This is a genomic window from Mesorhizobium sp. B2-4-3, assembly GCF_006442815.1.
GTDB lineage: Bacteria > Pseudomonadota > Alphaproteobacteria > Rhizobiales > Rhizobiaceae > Mesorhizobium.
Window position 1 is genome coordinate 188,672 of the sequence record NZ_VFVL01000004.1, and the last position, 18,038, is coordinate 206,709.

11 protein-coding genes and 1 tRNA gene are annotated in these 18,038 nt (G+C 64.2%); 7 read left to right on the top strand and 5 right to left on the bottom strand.

What is annotated here, in order from left to right:
- The first annotated feature begins 10 nt into the window (after nucleotides 1-10).
- Nucleotides 11-1,897, top strand: a complete 1,887-nt coding sequence (locus FJ956_RS06535; protein ID WP_140672928.1) for a murein L,D-transpeptidase — start codon at nucleotides 11-13, stop codon at nucleotides 1,895-1,897.
- 64 nt (nucleotides 1,898-1,961) lie between these two features.
- Here FJ956_RS06535 and FJ956_RS06540 read toward each other — a convergent pair whose 3' ends face one another.
- From FJ956_RS06540 to FJ956_RS06550, 3 genes are all read right to left on the bottom strand, one after another.
- On the bottom strand, nucleotides 1,962-2,447 hold the full coding sequence (locus tag FJ956_RS06540; RefSeq protein ID WP_140672929.1) for a hypothetical protein: 486 nt from the start codon (nucleotides 2,445-2,447) through the stop codon (nucleotides 1,962-1,964).
- 98 nt (nucleotides 2,448-2,545) lie between these two features.
- Nucleotides 2,546-3,130 carry a hypothetical protein gene (locus tag FJ956_RS06545; RefSeq protein ID WP_246671966.1) on the bottom strand — a complete coding sequence of 195 codons (585 nt, stop codon included), beginning with the start codon at nucleotides 3,128-3,130 and terminating at the stop codon, nucleotides 2,546-2,548.
- A 234-nt stretch (nucleotides 3,131-3,364) separates the two neighbouring features.
- Nucleotides 3,365-3,622, bottom strand: coding sequence for a PepSY domain-containing protein (locus FJ956_RS06550; protein ID WP_140672930.1), 258 nt, complete (start codon nucleotides 3,620-3,622; stop codon nucleotides 3,365-3,367).
- 417 nt (nucleotides 3,623-4,039) lie between these two features.
- On the opposite strand from FJ956_RS06550, the gene FJ956_RS06555 reads away from it, so the two are divergent.
- Both FJ956_RS06555 and FJ956_RS06560 read left to right on the top strand, forming a co-directional pair.
- Nucleotides 4,040-5,821 (top strand): adenylate/guanylate cyclase domain-containing protein, encoded by a 1,782-nt coding sequence (locus FJ956_RS06555; protein WP_140672931.1) that lies wholly within the window; start codon nucleotides 4,040-4,042, stop codon nucleotides 5,819-5,821.
- Nucleotides 5,822-5,938: 117 nt separating this feature from the next.
- Entirely contained in the window at nucleotides 5,939-10,165 is a 4,227-nt protein-coding gene (locus FJ956_RS06560) for a cytochrome P450 (protein ID WP_140672932.1), read from the top strand.
- Nucleotides 10,166-10,235: 70 nt separating this feature from the next.
- Here FJ956_RS06560 and FJ956_RS06565 read toward each other — a convergent pair whose 3' ends face one another.
- Entirely contained in the window at nucleotides 10,236-10,919 is a 684-nt protein-coding gene (locus tag FJ956_RS06565; RefSeq protein WP_140672933.1) for a Crp/Fnr family transcriptional regulator, read from the bottom strand.
- A 593-nt stretch (nucleotides 10,920-11,512) separates the two neighbouring features.
- Between FJ956_RS06565 and FJ956_RS06570 the strand changes: the two genes are divergently transcribed.
- The 4 genes from FJ956_RS06570 (at nucleotide 11,513) to FJ956_RS06580 (ending at nucleotide 17,157) form a co-directional block, all read left to right on the top strand.
- The gene (locus FJ956_RS06570) at nucleotides 11,513-15,187 is read left to right on the top strand and encodes a S8 family serine peptidase (RefSeq protein ID WP_140672934.1); all 3,675 of its coding nucleotides are present in this window, start codon (nucleotides 11,513-11,515) and stop codon (nucleotides 15,185-15,187) included.
- Nucleotides 15,180-16,703, top strand: a complete 1,524-nt coding sequence (locus FJ956_RS06575) for an MBL fold metallo-hydrolase (RefSeq protein ID WP_140672935.1) — start codon at nucleotides 15,180-15,182, stop codon at nucleotides 16,701-16,703. The genes FJ956_RS06570 and FJ956_RS06575 overlap by 8 nt, the downstream gene beginning before the upstream one ends.
- A 97-nt stretch (nucleotides 16,704-16,800) precedes the next feature.
- Nucleotides 16,801-16,971: a hypothetical protein gene (locus FJ956_RS30450; RefSeq protein WP_181170075.1), complete on the top strand. Its 171-nt coding sequence runs from the start codon at nucleotides 16,801-16,803 to the stop codon at nucleotides 16,969-16,971.
- Between the two features lie 111 nt (nucleotides 16,972-17,082).
- A tRNA-Val gene (locus tag FJ956_RS06580) sits at nucleotides 17,083-17,157 on the top strand.
- Between the two features lie 78 nt (nucleotides 17,158-17,235).
- Here the strand turns inward: FJ956_RS06580 and FJ956_RS06585 are convergent.
- Nucleotides 17,236-17,916: a phosphoglycolate phosphatase gene (locus FJ956_RS06585; protein WP_140672936.1), complete on the bottom strand. Its 681-nt coding sequence runs from the start codon at nucleotides 17,914-17,916 to the stop codon at nucleotides 17,236-17,238.
- Between the last annotated feature and the right edge of the window lie 122 nt (nucleotides 17,917-18,038).

Consider the following 18,038-nt stretch of genomic DNA (forward strand, 5'->3'; position numbering starts at 1 on the left):
CGGGTGAAGCATGAAAATCCTCGGGAACACGAAAACCGTCCTGCCGATCGCCATCGCGGCGACCCTGGCCTTCGGACAGCAGCCGGCAAGCGCGCAAGGGCTGTTCGACATGCTGTTCGGCGGCGGTATCCGGCATAACCCGCAAGGTGAATTTCCGCCGCCGCCGAAGCCACGCAAGATACGGCCGGCAGCATCAGCGGGAGAGGGCGGTGGCAGTGTCAGAATCAGCAGCCCGACCTACAGCACCTACAGGGCCGACAAGCTCGTGCGGATCGATTTCAAGTCGCTGCTGCCGACACCGCAGCCGGCGACCGCGCAGGACGCCGCCTTTGTCCCGTCGGTGACGGGCAATAGCTTCCGCGACGCCATCGCAGGCTTGAGTGATTACGAGCTGTTTGCCGAGCCGGATATCGCCAAGGCGCTGATCGCCTATTATTCGGCCAATCCGGATTTCATCTGGGTGAGCGACAACGTCCCCAACAGCCGAGCGCAGGATGCGGTGCGCGTCCTGGGCGAGGCGGCAAGCTACGGCCTGACGCCTGCCGATTATTCCGTCGATGTTCCGGCTGCCGCGACTTCCGCTACGCCTGAAGAGCGGACCAAGGAACTGGCCCGCTTCGAGATGGCGCTGTCGGCGCGCGTGCTGCGCTATGCGCAAGATGCCCAAAGTGGCCGCGTCGACCCCAACCGGATGACCGGTTACTACGATTTCCCGGCCAAGCCGTTCGATCTCGAAGGCGCGCTGAAGACGCTGGCGCATACCCAGGAGGTCCGCACCTATCTCGAATCGCGCCACCCGCAGAATGCCGAGTACCAGTCGCTGCGCGTCGAATTGGAAGCACTCGAGGCGAGCGAGGAAAACGAGATCGTCGTCGATCCCAAGCTCCTGCTCAAGCCCGGCGAAAGCAGCCCGGAACTGCCGAAGTTGCTGACGCTGATTTCCCGCAATCTCGACGATGAGATGGGCGGCAACTATGGCGAGGTGCTCGCCAGGCTGGGCAAGAGCGAGTTCTACGATCCCGAGCTGGTGCCGGTGATCAAGGTCGTGCAGCAGCGCGCCGGCATGAAGGGCGACGGCGTCATCGGCCCGCGCACCGTGGCCTCACTGGCCGGCGCCTCGAAGGCCGACAAGATCGAGAAGGTCAAGGTGGCGCTCGAGGAGCTGCGCTGGATGCCGTCGGATCTCGGCAGCCCGCGCGTCTTCATCAACCAGCCGGCCTTTACCGCCAGCTATATCGACAATGGCGAGGAGAAGCTGAAGACCCGCGCGGTCATCGGCCGGGTGACCAACCAGACCGCCTTCTTCTACAACCAGATCAAGCAGGTCGACTTCCATCCCTATTGGGGCGTGCCGCAGTCGATTATCGTCAACGAGATGCTGCCGAGGCTGCGCGGCGACCCGGGCTATCTCGACCGCGCCGGCTATGAGGTGACGGATTCTCGCGGCAAGCGCATCCCGTCCTCGGCGGTCAATTGGGGTGCCTATGGCGCCAACATCCCCTTCAGCGTGCGGCAGCAGCCGAGCGAAGCGAATGCCTTGGGCGAATTGAAGATCCTGTTCCCCAACAAGCATGCCATCTACATGCACGACACGCCGCAGAAGTCGTTCTTCGCACGCGACATGCGCGCGCTCAGCCATGGCTGCGTGCGGTTGCAGGATCCGCGCGGCATGGCCGCCGCCGTGCTCGGCACCACCGTCGACGATATCGCCGAGAAGCTGAAGCATGGGCATTCGACCGAGAACGTCACGCGTGTCATTCCGGTCTATGTCGCCTATTTCACCGCATGGCCGGACATGTCCGGCAAGGTCGAGTATTTCGACGACGTCTACGACCGCGATTCCAAGCTGATGCAGGCGCTCGACGCGACCGAAGCGGTGCGCACGCCGTCAAGCTGAGCGCTGTCTGCTTTCAAGCAATTCCGGACGGAAGGCCACGGCGAAGCTGCCGAACCTGACCGCTTCACACGTTTCCTGGAAGTGCTTTGATGAGCGGCCGGCGGAAGCCGGCTTCGCGCCCGGCGATAAGCCAGTAGACCAGCCCGGCCACGAGGCCGGCGGCGGCAATAATGCCCATGTCGGCCCAGCGTTCCGGATCATCGGCGGCGTCCGGCCAGATCAGCATGAAACCGGCAGCCGCGGCAGCAGCGCCGAACAGGATATGCAGCCAAAAGCTTCGCAGCGAAAGGAACTCGGCGATCAGGGCGAAGAGCAGCGTCTGCATCGCCGTCAGGATGATCGTCAGAAAGTAGATGAACATGCCGAGCGGCGGCACCACCAGCGCGGCGACGGGTGTGAACGCCATAAGCTCGAAGTAACCCGGCGCGTTGGGCAGCGAGCTCAGTATCGCGTAGATCACCGCCACTGCGATCAACCCGACAAGCACCGCGACCAGATAGCCGACAAGCACCATCAGGATGCGTTTCAGGACGTAGCCGATCATTGCCATGCACCCCCGTGCCCGCAATCATGGCGCAGTCAGCCACCAAAGTTTTGCCGATGCAAGGGCGTCCATAGCGCTGGTTCCGCGACGCGGCGTCAGGGTTCTCAGGCGCCGCCGCACAGATGCTGGGAGTCGGGCAGGGCCCATGTGCCTTTGGCGGCGAGGTCGACGGCGTAGTAGACCCTGCCGCGCAGATCGTCTTTCGGACAGTCGCGCGGGATCGCCATCAGGCACGTGACGACCGGATCGCCGACCTTGGAACTCGCCAGTCCCGGTTCGCGGTCATAGGAGACCGCCGTGCCGCCATTGGTAAATCGCGCCGCGCTGCCGGCGTCCGGGCTGGCGGTTTCCAGCGGGTCGTCACCCAGCCTCGTCGTCAGCGCCGCGATATGGGTGAAGCCGCATTTTCCGATCGAAACGGGCAGGGGCTGATCGGTCGGCTTCGGCGTCCTTGCAGCAAAGTCGAGCGCCTTCTTGCCGATGAGCGCGATATTGTAGTCCTGCACCCATTGCGGTGCGTTGCCGTAAGTCTGCAGCGCATTGTTCTGCGCGCTGACGATGCAGGCTGCGTCCGTCTTGCAGGCATTCCGATCGGCGACCAGTTTCCTGGCGATCCCGCGTTTGTCGCCGCCGAAGGCGGGTTCGAAACCGGCATAGGCCTTGGTGACCAAAGCATCGATGGCTGACATTTGCGGGTCGGCGCAAATCGCCTTCTCGGTTGGCAACCGCGCCTTTCGGCAGTCGAAAGAGGGGCCATCCGCGAGCGCCTGGCCCGATGTCGCAAATATCGATGCGACTACCAGCAGGGCGTTAGCGCAGATGAGAAGCCGCATGTCTGTCCTCCGGTCCGGCCTGTTTCGACGATCAAGTCTATGCCGAACGCAGGCACCGCGAAATGGCGGAGGCAGGCAACCGAACGAGGCCTATTTGGGTTCGCCGGTCACGGGATCGTAGGTGATTTGGACCTTGGCCTTGTCCGTGGTGTAGTAGGTGACGGTGTAGCCGTCGCTATCCCAATCGACCTCCTTCACATAGCGGAAGTCGGTGCGGTGCTCGACCTTGGCGACGATCTCCGAGAGCTTCTTTGCATTTTGCGGCGGCAGTGGCTGGTCGTCTGCCGCGAAGGCTTGTCCACTGATAAGCAGGAAAGCGATGCCGGTTGCTAAAACAACAGTGCGCATGAGAGCCCTCAAATCTCGTCGGCGTAAGTGCCGTCAGAAACTCGCACAAGGCGGGTTGGTTCCGCAGCGCCACAATAACGGATTTTTGCAGCGCATGCCTCGATACGACCTATCCTTGCCGGCAGGAGCAAGGCCAGCGTTATCTGGCAGAGAAAAAGGAAATAATTTCAAATGGTAAAGTTACGATTCGGATGTGCCTCCTGACGTAAGGAACGACTAACTATGCGCTGGACCCAGAGTTCGTCATATTAGCTGTTCGTGGTAGAGCTTTCGGCAAGACCCTGATAGAATTCCGGTCATAACAGGGTGGCAACAGTGCGCCGGGCCTGCCGAGGATTTCCGTCGGCAGACGGCGACGCGTTTCTTTAGAGCGCAGGTCACCTGTCTGGACTGAAAGCAGGGACTGGGGGCTCGATCATGGCTGAACGGAACTATACCCGTCAGCTTGCGACAATCATTTCGATCGACGCCGTAGGGTTCTCGAGGCTTATGGGCATCGACGACGAGTCGGCTGTCGCCGCCTTCGAGGAAAGGCGCGACATCATTGCCGGCAGTTGCGGCGCATTTGGCGGGCGCACGTTCGGCGATGCCGGCGACAGCATCATGGCCGAATTCGGCAACCCGATCGAAGCCTTGCGGGCGGCCTTCGATTTCCAGGCCAGGATCGTGGCGCTGAACGCTGCAGTCGCCGAGAACATGCGCATGCCGTTTCGCGCCGGGATCAATACCGGCGACGTCATCGTCCGGGAAGGCCGTCTCTATGGCGACGACGTGAATATCGCAGCCAGGCTTCAGGAATTCGCGCCGCATGACGGCGTCGCCATCTCGGCGACGACATGGCATCACGTGAAGGACAAGACGGCGGCGGTCTTCACCGATCTCGGCGAATTCAGCCTGAAGAACATCGCCCTGCCGGTGCATGTGCTGATCGCCGGTCGTGGCGGCAACGGACCTGCTCCGGCGGTTTCCTTCGCTTCCATCCCCGCCGCGCCGGGCCATTATAGGCCGGCCCCGAAGGGCCCCCCGGCAATCGCCGTGCTGCCGTTCCAGGGCAACGGAGGCGAACCCGATGCCGGCTATATGGCCGACGGTATCGCCGAGGACATCATCTACGGTCTTTCCAACACGCGCTGGCTCTCTGTCATCGCCAAGGGCTCGAGCTTCCAGTTTCGCGACGACAGCCTCGGCACGAGGCTCATCGGCAACGCGCTAGGCGCGCGCTACATCGTCAGCGGCACGCTGGCGCGCTCCGACAGGCAGATTCGTCTCAACGCGTCGCTCACCGACACCTCGAACGGGCGCCTGGTGTGGTCGCAACGTTTCGACCGCGATCTCGTCGATATCTTCAACCTGCGCGACCAGATCGGCAGCGAGATCGTTTCCATCCTCGACAAGGAGGTCGATCGCGCCGAGCAGGCGCGCACGTTCCAGGTGCCGTGGGAAAGCCTCGAAACCTGGCAGCTGGTCAGGCGCGGCCGTTGGCACATGAACAGGCGCACGCGGCGCGACACCGAAATCGCCCTCGACTTCTTCGACAAGGGTTACCGGGACGATCCGAATTCGAGCGCCGTGCTCAACGAGCTCGCATGGTGGTATTTCTGGCGGGCCTGGCTGCGTTTCGGCGACAGCGACGATCTTGAGAAAGTCGAGACGCTTGCGCGCAAGGCGCTTCTGATGGACAGCCTCGATGCTCGTCCGCATGCCTATCTCGGCGCGGCCGACATCATGCGTGGCCTTCCGGCATTGGCGGCCGAGCATCTTGCCGAAGCGATCCACATCAATCCGAGCTTCGCCTTCGCCCGCTCGGCCATGGGCAGCGCGTACCTTTTGCTTGGCGACGCGACCGGCGCGATACCGTTCTTCCTCGACACCGAGCGGTTGAGCCCGTTCGACCTCTATCGCTTCCACAATCTGGGGGAACTGGCCGCGGCCTATTGCTTCGTCGAGGACTGGCAGGCCGCGATCGCCACCGCCGAGCGCTCGCTCAACCTGTCGCCAGGTTACTTTTACGCGAGATTCCTGAAGATTGGCGCCCTGATGCGAAGCGGGCGGCGCGACGAGGCGGCGCATGAACTCGCGATTTTCATGACCAGGCACCCCGATTTTTCCGAGCAGAGGATACGCTGGATACCGTTCGTCGACCCGGCCAAGAACAATTTCCTGATCGGTAATTTCGATCGAGCCAAGTCTGCCGCATGATCGCCGGGGCCGACAACAAATGACTGTGAACGAATTCACATACGCCGGACCGATGCAAACCTAGGCCAGACAATGCCGGCATCGCATTGACGTGGACAGCCGGGGGGCTTGAACGCGATGATCACTTTAAAATACTTCGCCGCCGTCCGCGCCGCTCAGAAGAGCCAGCGTCCGCTCGCCGAGATGCCGCCGTTCGACATCGACCGGCTGCGTTCCAAGAGCGGCATTGCTTCCCGCATCGCCGGCTTTCTTCTTGGCGATCCACGCTGGCTCTTGGCGCTGCTGCGCCGTTTCTGGCCGAATCTCGGCTTCGGCAACTTCCTGCTCGTCACCAAGGGCGTGGATGTCCGCGACATATTGGAGCGGGGCGACGAGTTCGAAACGCCCTACGGGCCGGAAATGGCCGAGCTCGCCCGGGGCTCGAATTTCATTCTCGGCATGCAGGACGGCGCCGCGTACCGGCAGATGAAATCGGCGGTGCTGAGCGCTTTCCCGCCGGCGGAGGTCGAAGCCGCCGTCAGGCCGATCGCCGAGCGCCATTCGCACGACATCATGACCCGCGCCAGCCCCGGCTTCGATGCCATCGCCGGATTGATGAAGATCGTGCCGGTGCGCATCTGCCGCGATTATTTCGGCCTCGAGATCGACGACGAAACCGAGTTCGCCGACTGGTCGATCGCGCTCAGCGCGCTGTTCTTTTCCGATCCGACGGCAAGTCCCACCACGCGCCAGCTTGCCGTGGTCGGCGGCGATCGGCTGATCAAGGTCATAAACCGCTCGATCGCCGCGGTCAGGGAAAGAGCGGGCAAGGACGACCGGCCGCTTGCCCGCCTCGTAGCGCTGATGGATCAGGGGCGCCTGTCGCTGCCCGACATCCATTCCATCATGCTCGGCATGGTCGCCGGCTTCGTGCCGACCAATGTGCTTGCAGGCAGCAACTGCCTGGATGTGATCCTGTCGCGATCCGATGCGCGGCAGGCCATAGATGAGGCCATTGCCGCCGGCGATACCGGCAAGCTCGACCGGGCGATCATGGAAGCCATGCGGTTCAAGCCGATCTGGATCGGGCCCTGGCGCTATACCAGGCGTGACGCCGTCATCGGCAAGGGCACGCGCCGCGAGCGCCTGGTCAAGGCCGGAACGGTGGTCATGCCGGCGACGCTTTCAGCGATGTTCGATCCGGAGATCGTGCAGCGGCCGAACGAGTTCGATACGTCGCGCCCGCATCGCGACTACATGGTTTTCGGCTACGGCATCCATTTGTGCATCGGCGCCGAGATCGCCCGCATCCAGATCGGCGAATGCATCCGCGCCCTGTTCAGCAAACCGAAGCTTGGCCGCGTTCGGGGCAGGGCCGGCAAGATGGTCAATGTCGGCGCCTACCCGGCAAGCCTCAAGGTCGATTTCGAGCGTTCGGCGCTTTGCCGTGCAGCCGACCAGTCGATGGTGACGGTTGTCTGCCCGATCACCCGCTCCATGCCGCTCGACGCGGTGCGCGACAAGGTCGCCGACCTCGGCAATCCCGCGATCGGCGAGCTCAGCGCCGCGCTCGACAAGGTCGGCACCATACATTTCACCAGCCTGGCCGTCGCTCCGACCGGCAAGGATGAAAAGACGGGGATGGAGGCCGGCGCGCTGGTGTTCGAAATCTCCGGCGACGGCAGCACCGACGATGTCATTACCGCCATCGCGCAATCGATCGGGCACCGGTTGCGGCCGATCTTCAGGGATGTCTGCGGCCTGCCGGACGGTGGCTCGCTGGAGGATTTCCTCAAGAGGAATCACATAGAGATATCGCCGTCCTTCGGCAGCGCCGCGGGACTGGTTTTCTCCGGCACGCCCGGTCATTCCGTACGCCGCATCCTTGCCGAGGCGCGGCTCGCCGACAGCGTGCGCGAGATTGTCGAGAAGCCGCGCGCGGGCGCCGGCAATGCGATGGATGTGCTCGCCGAGGCGCGCCGGCATGTCCGCTGCCTCGGGCAATTCGGCTGGGCGTTCGAGCCCGCCGAAAGCCTGCTGGAAAGACCGCCGGGCCACTGGGCGCGCGCGCTGACGACGACGCTGCTGACGCCGGCGATGTTCGCCACTGTCGCGATCGTCATTCTGGCCTTTTGGCGCATGACCTATGTGCTGGTGTTCGGGAATCCGCATGGCATCACCTTCGCCAACATCGCTATCGCCGGCGCCGCGCTTCTGCTTACGGTGCTGGGTCTGCTGGCCATTTTCGCCCTGTTCGTGGGCCTTTGCTTCCTTGCGCTGCGGCGGCTCGAGGACAAGGACCGGCCGGCGAACACGCCCGTCGACATCGGCGCACTCGAAAAGATCCTCGCCAATGAGGACCATTGCGCGCAGAACAACCTGACCGCGATCTCGACGATGAAGCCGGGCATCTTGCGGCGGCTGGCGCTAAGGTTCTCCTTCTACCTGATCTCGATATCGGCACAGAAAGTGTTCAGGCCGGGCTTCCTCGCCACCATCAACACCATTCATTTCGCCCGCTGGGTGCTGCTGCCCGGCACCGACCGGCTGGTGTTCTTCTCCAATTACGGTGGCAGCTGGGAAAGTTATCTGGAGGATTTCATCGCCAAGGCCTCGGCCGGCCTGACCGGCGTATGGAGCAACACCGAAGGCTATCCGCGCACGCGCTGGCTGTTCCTGGACGGCGCGCGCGACGGCGACCGTTTCAAGCGCTGGGCGCGGCGCCAGCAGGTGCCGACGCTGTTCTGGTACAGCGCTTATCCGCACCTCAACACACCGCGCATCCGCATCAACTCCAGGATCAGGCGCGGCATCGCATCGGCCACCGGCAACGAGGCGCGCGACTGGCTGAGCCAGTTCGGTTCGCTGCCGCGCCCGCAAGCACGGCCGGCGGACGCGACCAGCTTGCCTGAATCGGCGTCCGCGCCGCTCGAAGAGCTGGAATCGGGGGAAATCCAATCCATCTTCTTCGGACCCTTCGGCGCGCTCGGCCACGCGCATATGCTTGCGATCCAGGTGCCGGAAGGGTTGCCGGCAACGAAGCGCAAGGCGTGGCTCGATTTCGTCATCGACAAAACCAGTTTCGGCGACGGCGTGCCCGCCGGCCGCGCCATGACCGTGGCGTTCGGCCCCAACGGGCTGCGCCGGCTCGGACTGGAAGGCGGCGTCGACGACGAGCCGTTGGACACGTTTCCTGTCGCCTTCCGGCAAGGCATGGGAACGCCCGAGCGCAGCCGCATCCTCAACGACACCGGTCCCGACGCACCCGACAAATGGCAGTGGGGGTCGTCCGCCAAGCCCGTCGACGTCGTCATCGTCTGCTATGGCGGGACGCCGGCGGCGTTGAAGGCAGAAATCGCAGCCATGAAGCGACAGACGATAGGCGCAGGGATGTCCGTGGCCGCCGAACTGCCGCTGATGGTGCGGCGCGACGGCAAGCGGGCGGTCGAGCATTTCGGCTTCGTCGACGGCGTCTCGCAGCCGATCGTCCGGGGCACGCAGCGCGCCGCCAAAGGAGCGGCGCCCATGCATCTGCTGGCGCCCGGCGAGTTCCTGTTCGGCTATCGCGACGAGCATGGCTTCTATCCGGCTTCGCCGTCGGTGGAGGCGGCGCTGGACCGAACCGGCATCCTGTCGCAAGTGCGGCGCAACCGTCAGGTGCCGGGGCAACCACCTCCACCGCGCGATTTCGGCCGCAACGGCACCTTCCTCGTCGTGCGCCAGTTCGAGCAGCATGTCGAATTGTTCGACGACTATTGCAGGAAAGCCGCGACGCAGGCTGCCGATGAGACCGGCGACTCCGCCATCGATCAGCGCTGGGTGGCGGCAAAGATGCTCGGCCGCTGGCAGGACGGCAGCTCGCTGGTGCGCAATCCGAACGGGCGCCCGGGCCGCGGCATCGACAATGACTTCGCGCTCGGCGCCGAGGATCCGCAGGGACATGCCTGTCCGCTCGGCTCGCACATACGCCGGTCCAACCCGCGCGATTCGCTCGGCGAGGACCGCGAGACGCAGATCAGGATCGGCAAGCGCCACCGCATCCTGCGCGTCGGCCGCACCTACGAGAAGAAGGACAGGGGCGGAAAGACCGAGAAGGGCCTGCTCTTCATGTGCCTCAACGCCGATATCGAACGCCAATACGAGTTCATCCAGCAGACCTGGGTCTCGTCGAACTCGTTCCAGGGCCTTGTCGGCGAGACGGATCCGACGATCGGTGCGCGAGGCGGCGGCGGCCGGTTCTCGATTCCATCCTGGGAAAAGGTCACCGTGCTCAAGGATGTGCCGCAGTTCGTCACCACCAAAGGCGGCGGCTATTTCTTCATGCCGAGCCGCTCGGCGCTGCGCTATCTGATCTCGCGGCTCTGACCGGGTGCGGCGAATCGACGGAGCTGTGGCGAAACCGCCGAGCCTGCTACGGCGAAGTCGCCGAGCCTGCTCAGTCGTCGTCCTGCGAATCGGCGATCTGGTTCAGCGCGGCGGCGTTGGTGATGCGCAAGCCACCGCGCCTGATGGCGATCATCTGCCGGCTGCGCCAGTCGTTCAGCGTCTTGTTGACGGATTCGCGCGTCGCGCCGAGGAATTCGCCGAGCTCCGACTGCGAAATCGGAATCCAGCCGGCCGTGTCCGCCATGACGCCGCTCAGGAACACCAGCCGCTTTGCCAGCCTGGCCTCGATGCCGAAAAAGGCTTGGTCGCCCAGCTCGCCGCTGACCCAGCGCAGCCGCGTGCACAGCAATTCGATCATCGCGCGGGCCAGAAGCGGGTTTTTCTCAATGCGATCAAAGAGTTGTGTCCGGCTCAGCGAAACCAGCTCGCATGCCGTGAGGCAGATGGCGGTCGCCGTGCGCGGGCGCCCGTCCAGCGCTCCGATCTCTCCTACGAGGCTGCGCGACAGCTCGATGTTGGCCACCAGCTTCTGCCCGCCGGGCGAATAGATCGAAATCTCGACGGTGCCGCTCATCACGCCATAGATGCGGTCGGACGCATCCTCCTGGACGAACAAATGCTGGCCGGCCGCATAGCGTTCCAGCTTGCAGCCGCCGAACAGCAGGTCGAACTGGCGCGGGTCGATGCGCGCCAGGCGCGGCAGGTTCCTGTCATCCGCGCCGTTTGTAGCCATGATACGATTCCGCCTCTCGTTAGACGGAAATTGTAGGATAAGTGCGTGCTCGATCAAAGCGTCGTCTCCTTCTGTGGTGGCTTGCCGAATTCTCGGGGTGACGGACGGAAGACCAAAGTCACGCCTGACACGCCGAAATCGGATAAGCCGGCAAACTGTAAGGAGACCGGGCGCACTGGCGGTTGCGGGCCGATCCTTGGAACGCCGTCCGCGCGCTTGGGTGGGAGGTGCCCATGCGCGCAGACAGCAAACCTGAAAATGGCTAGGTGATCGAAATTTCTCCTCGACAACCGCATCCAAATCGCAGTCGGGCAGCAGCTGCGGACGCCGTAGTCAGCTAGGGCCGTCGATGCCGCCGTCGCAACATCTGAGCGCAAGCCCTGTCCGACGTATGTGAAGGTGCTCACAGATATGTGCGCCGGGCGGACCGATGGTTATTTCGGAGATGCATGGTTCACGCCTCGATCAATCGTTGCCTTGCAGCCGGTATGATTGCCTAGTCGGCAAAGAGATCAGTCAGAGCGTGGCTGGAACCTCGGCTTGACTGTAGCGGACGGTCGGCGCCATGGTTCATCTTTGGGGGAGGGCACGCCATGGCTGCCGCGAAGGGTCTCCTTGTAAAGATTCGCGGCGACGGCGCGGGGCTCTCGGTGCGAGGCGGGCCGCCGCGGATTGGCGGGATCGAAGCCGAGCCGATCCTTACTCTGCCGGCCGACGCTAGCGCCGGTACGGCCGCGGTCGCTGATCGCGGCGCCACCTGGTTGCGGTTGGCCACGGATACCGCCGATGCGGACAATCCCTGGGACCACGCCCACGGTTTTGCCGCCCGGACTCCGGCGCTGGCCGCCGCGGGCGCCGAGGTGCTCGCAATCGAGCCCGATATCGTGCAGCAGTGGGACTACAAGGACAGCGGCGGCGATCGCGGCATGGCGGCAAGCGCAGCTCCGGTCTGTGCATTCGACGATCAGGACCCGCAGGGCGGACAGGCGGTGGTCGCGGGGCGCGTCGCATGGAATGCCGCGCCGGACTTCAGCCAGTTCAAGGCCGCGCGCGAAAGCGTCGGCGCCAAGCAGGCCACCATCACCATCGCCCATCTCGATACCGGTTTCGATCCTGGTCACGAAACCCTTCCAGCAGGACTTCTTACAGCGCAGCAGCGCAATTTCGTCAACGACGGGACCGGCCCGAACAACGCGACCGACCACGCTCCGGCCGGCACGCTGACCAGCAATCGCGGCCATGGCACCGGCACGCTCAGCCTGCTTGCCGGCAACAAGCTCGATGGCTCCTCGCCGCACTGGCCGGGCTTCAACGATTTCGTCGGCGGCGCACCACTGGCGAAAATCCTGCCGGTGCGCATCGCCGACTGGGTGGTGCGGCTGACCACCGGCACCATGGTGCAAGGCATCGACTATGCGCGTAAGCAGGGCGCGCAGGTGTTGTCGATGAGCATGGGCGGCCTCGCCTCGCAGGCGCTGGTCGACGCCGTCAACCTTGCCTACGATCACGGCGTGGTCATGGTCACGGCGGCGGGCAACAATTTCACCATCACGCCGCGCAGCATCGTCTATCCCGCGCGCTACAACCGGGTGCTTGCGGCCTGCGGCGTGATGGGCGACGGGCGCGCCTATGCCGGGCTCGCCCTCGGCACCATGCAGGGCAATTATGGCCCGCCTTCGAAGATGGCCACCGCGCTCGGCGCCTACACGCCGAACGTGCCCTGGGCCGAGATCGATTGCCGCAAGGTCGTCGACATGGACGGCAGCGGCACCTCCGCCGCCACCCCGCAGGTCGCGGCAGCGGCCGCTCTGTGGCTGGCCGAGCACTGGGACGTGGTGAAGAATTATCCTCAGCCCTGGATGCGTGTCGAGGCCGTCCGCAAGGCGTTGTTCGCGAAGGCCTCGAAATCGACGGCCAAGATGAATGCGGCGGAGACGAAGGAGAAGATCGGGCAGGGCGTTTTGCGGGCCTTCGATGCGCTGAGCTTCCCGCCGCCGGCGGCGAACAGCCTGACGAAGCTCGCTCGAGCCACCTACACGTGGAGCTGGCTCGACCTTTTGACCGGCGGGAATTCGTTGGCGGCGCCACCGCCGGCGACGCTTCGGCAGCGGACGATGTTTGCGCTTGAACTGATGCAGATGGCGCAAGCCACGGCGTCAATCGAGCAGGCGATCGCCGACCCGGACGGCGATCCGGGCAATATTTCGGCCGCGGCCCGCAACCGCTATCTCGAAGCGGCGCTCGACCAAGGCAACCCGTCGAAGCCGCTGAAGGCCTTTCTGGAAGGTTTGCTCGGACGGCCGGGCGCCAGCGTAGCGGTTCCGGCGCCGGTCATGGGCCCCGCGCCGGCCATCAAGCGCAAGCCACGGCCGCTGCCACCGCCGCAACGGCGCCTGCGCATTTACGCGCTCGATCCTTCGGTGGCGAAACGGCTGGATTCGGTTTCGGTCTACCAGGCGACGCTTTCTGTGCCGTGGGACGACGAACCGGCGACGGACAGGCCGTTGCTGCCGGGTCCGATCGGCGAATATCTCGAGGTGGTCGATGTCGACCCCGCCTCCGACCGCGTCTACGATCCGGTAGACCTCAACGACAAGGTGCTTCTGGCGCAGGATGGCCTGCCGCCTTCGGAAGGCAATCCGAAATTCCACCAGCAGATGGTCTACGCCGTCGCCATGACCACGATCGGCCATTTCGAGCGCGCGCTTGGCCGGCGGGCGTTGTGGGCGCCGCATTATGCCGAAGCTACCGGCCGGACCGGCGACATGACGGTGAAGGCGCGCTACGTGCCGCGCCTGCGCATCTATCCGCATGCGTTGCGCGCGCAGAATGCCTATTACAGCCCGGAAAAGAAGGCGCTGCTGTTCGGCTATTTCCCGGCGACCAGCAATCAGGGCGATGTCACCACGCCCGGAACGACGGTGTTCTCCTGCCTGTCCAGCGACATCGTCGCGCATGAGATGTCACATGCGCTGCTCGACGGGCTGCATCGCCGCTTCCAGGAAGCGTCCAACCCGGACGTGCCGGCCTTCCACGAGGCCTTCGCCGACATTGTCGCGCTGTTCCAGCATTTCACGCTGAAGGAGCTGGTAAGCTTCGAGATCGGCAAGGCGAGGGGCGAATTGTCGGCCGCTTCGCTGCTTTCCGGCATCGCCAAGCAATTCGGCGAAGGCAGCGGCCGGGCCGGGCCGTTGCGTGAATATGGCGGCGCCGGCATGGCCGATCTCGACTACGACAAGACGTTCGAGGCGCATGACCGGGGCTCGATCCTGGTCTTCGCCGCCTACCAGGCCTTCCTGGCGATCGCCGATCGGCGGACCGACGATCTGATCCAGCTTGCCACCGGCGGCTCCGGCATCCTGCCGGCGGGAACCTTGCATCCGAGCCTGGTCGAACGCCTGACCGACGAGGTCGCCAAGACCGCCAGGCAAATGCTGACCATGTGCATCCGCGCGCTCGACTATTGCCCTTCCGTCGACATCACCTTCGGCGAATATCTGCGCGCGCTGATCACCGCCGACCGCGACGCCTATCCCGACGATCCGCTCCACTACCGCCTGGCCTTCCTGGAATCGTTCCGCAAATGGAAGCTTCTGCCGCGCGACGTGCGCACCATCTCGGAAGAGACGCTCGCCTGGAGCGCGCCGGAGGACCCGTCGCCGACCTGGCTGAAAGGACTGCTCAGCAGGATCGACCTCGGCTGGAACCAGAAATTGAAGCGGGCCGAGATCTTCGCGCTCAACGACAAGAACCGCTACGCGCTGTGGAAGGCGATGCACAAGGCCTTCGCCTCCAACCCTAACCTCTACACGCAGTTCGGCCTGCTGCCCGATCTGCCGCGCTACAATGAGGACGGCACGGTCATGCATGCGCCGAAGAAAGGCGAGACGACCTTCGACATCTACAGCGTGCGCCCGACGCGCCGCGTCGAGCCGGACGGTTCGTTCCGCGTCGAGGTCGTGGCGGTCATCCAGCAGCGCATTCCGGTTGCGCTCGACGGCACGGCGATGCCGCAAGGCATGGCCAAGGGCGACGGCTTCTTCTGGTTCCGGGGCGGCGCCACCATCATCATAGACCCGCGCGAGGGGTTCGAGGAGATCCGCTACTCGATCATCAAGAACACCGGCAGCGCGGACCGGCAGAAGCGTCAGGCCGGGACTATGGCCGCCAACTATCTGTCGCCGCTGCGAGCGCTCTATTTCGGCGGCGACGTGTCAGAACCCTTTGCCTTGCTGCATGCCAGCGACGGAGACGACGACCATGTCTAGAAAGCCGGCGGCAAGGACAAGGCCGGCAAAAACGGCCGCAGCGGTAGCGCCAGCATCGGTCGTTACCGTGAGGCATTATTGCCAGGGCATCGGCGATTGCCATCTGCTGACGTTCAAGAAGGTGGACGGTAAGCCATTCCGCATGCTCATCGATTGCGGCATCCATGTATCGATCAAGGGTGGCCCGGCGCTGGTCGGCGACATCGTCGCCGACATCAGGAAGGAGACCGGCGGCAAGATCGACATCCTCGTCGTCACGCACGAACACTGGGACCATGTCTCCGGGTTCCTGACGGCGAAGGATCTTTTCAAGGATTTTGTCGTCGCCGATGTCTGGATGGGGTGGACCGAAAATCCCGCCGACGCGGAGGCCGCGGAACTCGACAAGTTCAAGGGCCAGGCAATCGCCGCGCTGCAGGGCGTGGGCCAGAAGCTCGACGGAATGCAAGGGCTCAGTTCCTACATGGCCGGCGTTCGCGACGGCCTGCAGTCCGTGCTTGGCTTCCAGTTCGGCGCCGCCGGGGAGCGGGTGCGTTCGGCCCGCGACGCGGCGGCAAAGCTGTCGCAGAAACCGTCGCCGACCTATTTCGAGCCCGGCGGGCCGCCGGTATCTATCGACGCATTGCCCAATCTGCGCATCTATGTGCTCGGCCCGCCGCGCGACAAGGCGGCGCTTCGGCTGGAGGAGAAGGCGAGCGAGATGTTCCCGCTGGCCGGCGGCGGTCCGTTCGCGCGGGCGCTGGCGAACGGTCTCAACATTAACGAGGCGGCCGATGCCGGTTACGTCGACGAGCTCAGTCCGTTCGAGCGCAATGTCGGCACGCCGCTTTCTGCGGCGCTCGACGGCGACAAGGGCAGCGACCCGGCCATCGATGTCGGCGCCTATGTCCGCAAGCATTATTCCGGGCCGGTTTCGGCCGCGGCCGCGATGGAAGACCGCGACCAGTCCTGGCGGCGCATCGACGCCGACTGGATGGGGATTGCCGCCGACCTTGCCCTGCAGCTTGACCGCGGCGTCAACAACACCAGCCTTGTACTGGCCTTCGAGTTCATCGACTCGGGCCGGGTGCTGCTGTTCCCGGGCGATGCCCAGATCGGCAACTGGCTGAGCTGGAAGGATCTGACATGGCCGGCGGGGCAGGGCACCGTCACGTCGGCCGACCTTCTGGCGCGCACCGTCTATCTCAAGGTCGCCCATCACGGCAGCCAGAACGCCACGCCGGAAAAACGGGGTTTTGACCTGCTGACGAGCAGCGACCTGTCGGCCTTCATCCCGACCAACAAGATCGACGCGGTGAGGGTGCACTGGGGCGAGATGCCCTATGACGGCATCCTGACCGCGCTCGAGACGAAGACCAAGGGCCGCGTCATTCGCGCCGACGATCCATGGCTCGCCGACAAGAACGGAAAGCCGGCTTTTGCCGCGCCGTCCGGCTCGATCCAGGCGGTGCGCAGCGCGCCGCGCGATGCGGCACGCGGGCCAGGCGGACTATGGGTCGAGGTGGATTTGGTTTGAGGTTCGCACCGAGCCGATTGCGAAAAATCGAAAACCGATCTATGGAGCGAGCGGCTGAATGAGGGCGGCCGTCCGACACATTGCACAAGGTCGCCCCATGCCCGATCAATTCTCGCGCGTCATCGCCTTCCTTGCCGTGGTCACGGCTCTTTTGTTTGCCGGGCTGCATTTCCATCAAGGCCACATCATCGCCACGCTCTATTTCATGACCGGCGCCATTCTGGTGACGGCTGTGACGCGCATGAATGTGCGGAGAGGGCTGATTTAGAGCTCAACCGGCTCGGCTCGGCGGTCCTTCGAAGATCGTCGGCACATCGCCTTGACTTCGAGAGCTTGCCTACCTTATATCGCGGCTCGCTTCGGCCTTCGGGCAAAGAGCGGGCGATTAGCTCAGCGGGAGAGCACACCCTTCACACGGGTGGGGTCGCAGGTTCAATCCCTGCATCGCCCACCATCCAACAGCTTGATAGTGTTGGATGAATGGCCCGACGAATTCTTCGACAATTGCACTTGGGAAGACGGGTCTGCGCGCTCAGCGTGCCGCCGCGATCAACCGCTCCGCCAGTTGCGGCGTCAGCGTGTCGAAATGCGAGATCACCAGCGTGGGCTCGAATTCGCGCACATGACGGTCGGTGTAGCCGAAATCGACCGCGACCACCGGAATGCCGGCAGCCTTGGCGGTGTCGATGTCGGTTTGCGAATCGCCGATCATCAAGGCGTTCTCCGCATCGCCGCCGGCCAGCCGGATCGTCTCCGTGAGATGGCGCGGGTCGGGCTTGCGGAAGGCGAACGTATCCTGGCCGCAGATCGCGGCAAAATAGCTCGACAGGCCGAGCGCGCCGATCAGCGCCACGGAATTGGCTTCGTATTTGTTGGTGCAAACCGCCATCAGATAGCCAGCGGCCTGGAAACGATCGAGCGCGGCAACGACGCCGGGGTAGGGACGGGACTTGCCGGGAATGTTCAGCGTGTAATGATCGAGGAAAAGGTTCAGCAGCCGGTCGTGCTCTTCCCCCACCAGCGCCTTGTTCTGAGCGGCATGCGCGCGTTCGATCATGACGCGCCCGCCATGGCCGACGAAGCGCCGGAAACCGGCTTCGTCGACAGCGGCGAGGTCGCTTGCAGCCAGGCTGTGATTGAGGCTGTCGAGCAGGTCCGGCGCCGTATCGACCAGCGTTCCATCCAGGTCGAAGACGATGATCGGGCTCGGCATGGTGCGTTCCTGTAGCGATTGAATTGCCGCAGCCGATACAGCTTGGGCCGGGTTCAAGCAAGAAGCCTCGATCGGTCCACAGCGCGGCCCTTTGACGGGACAGGCAAAAATGCTACGAGGCG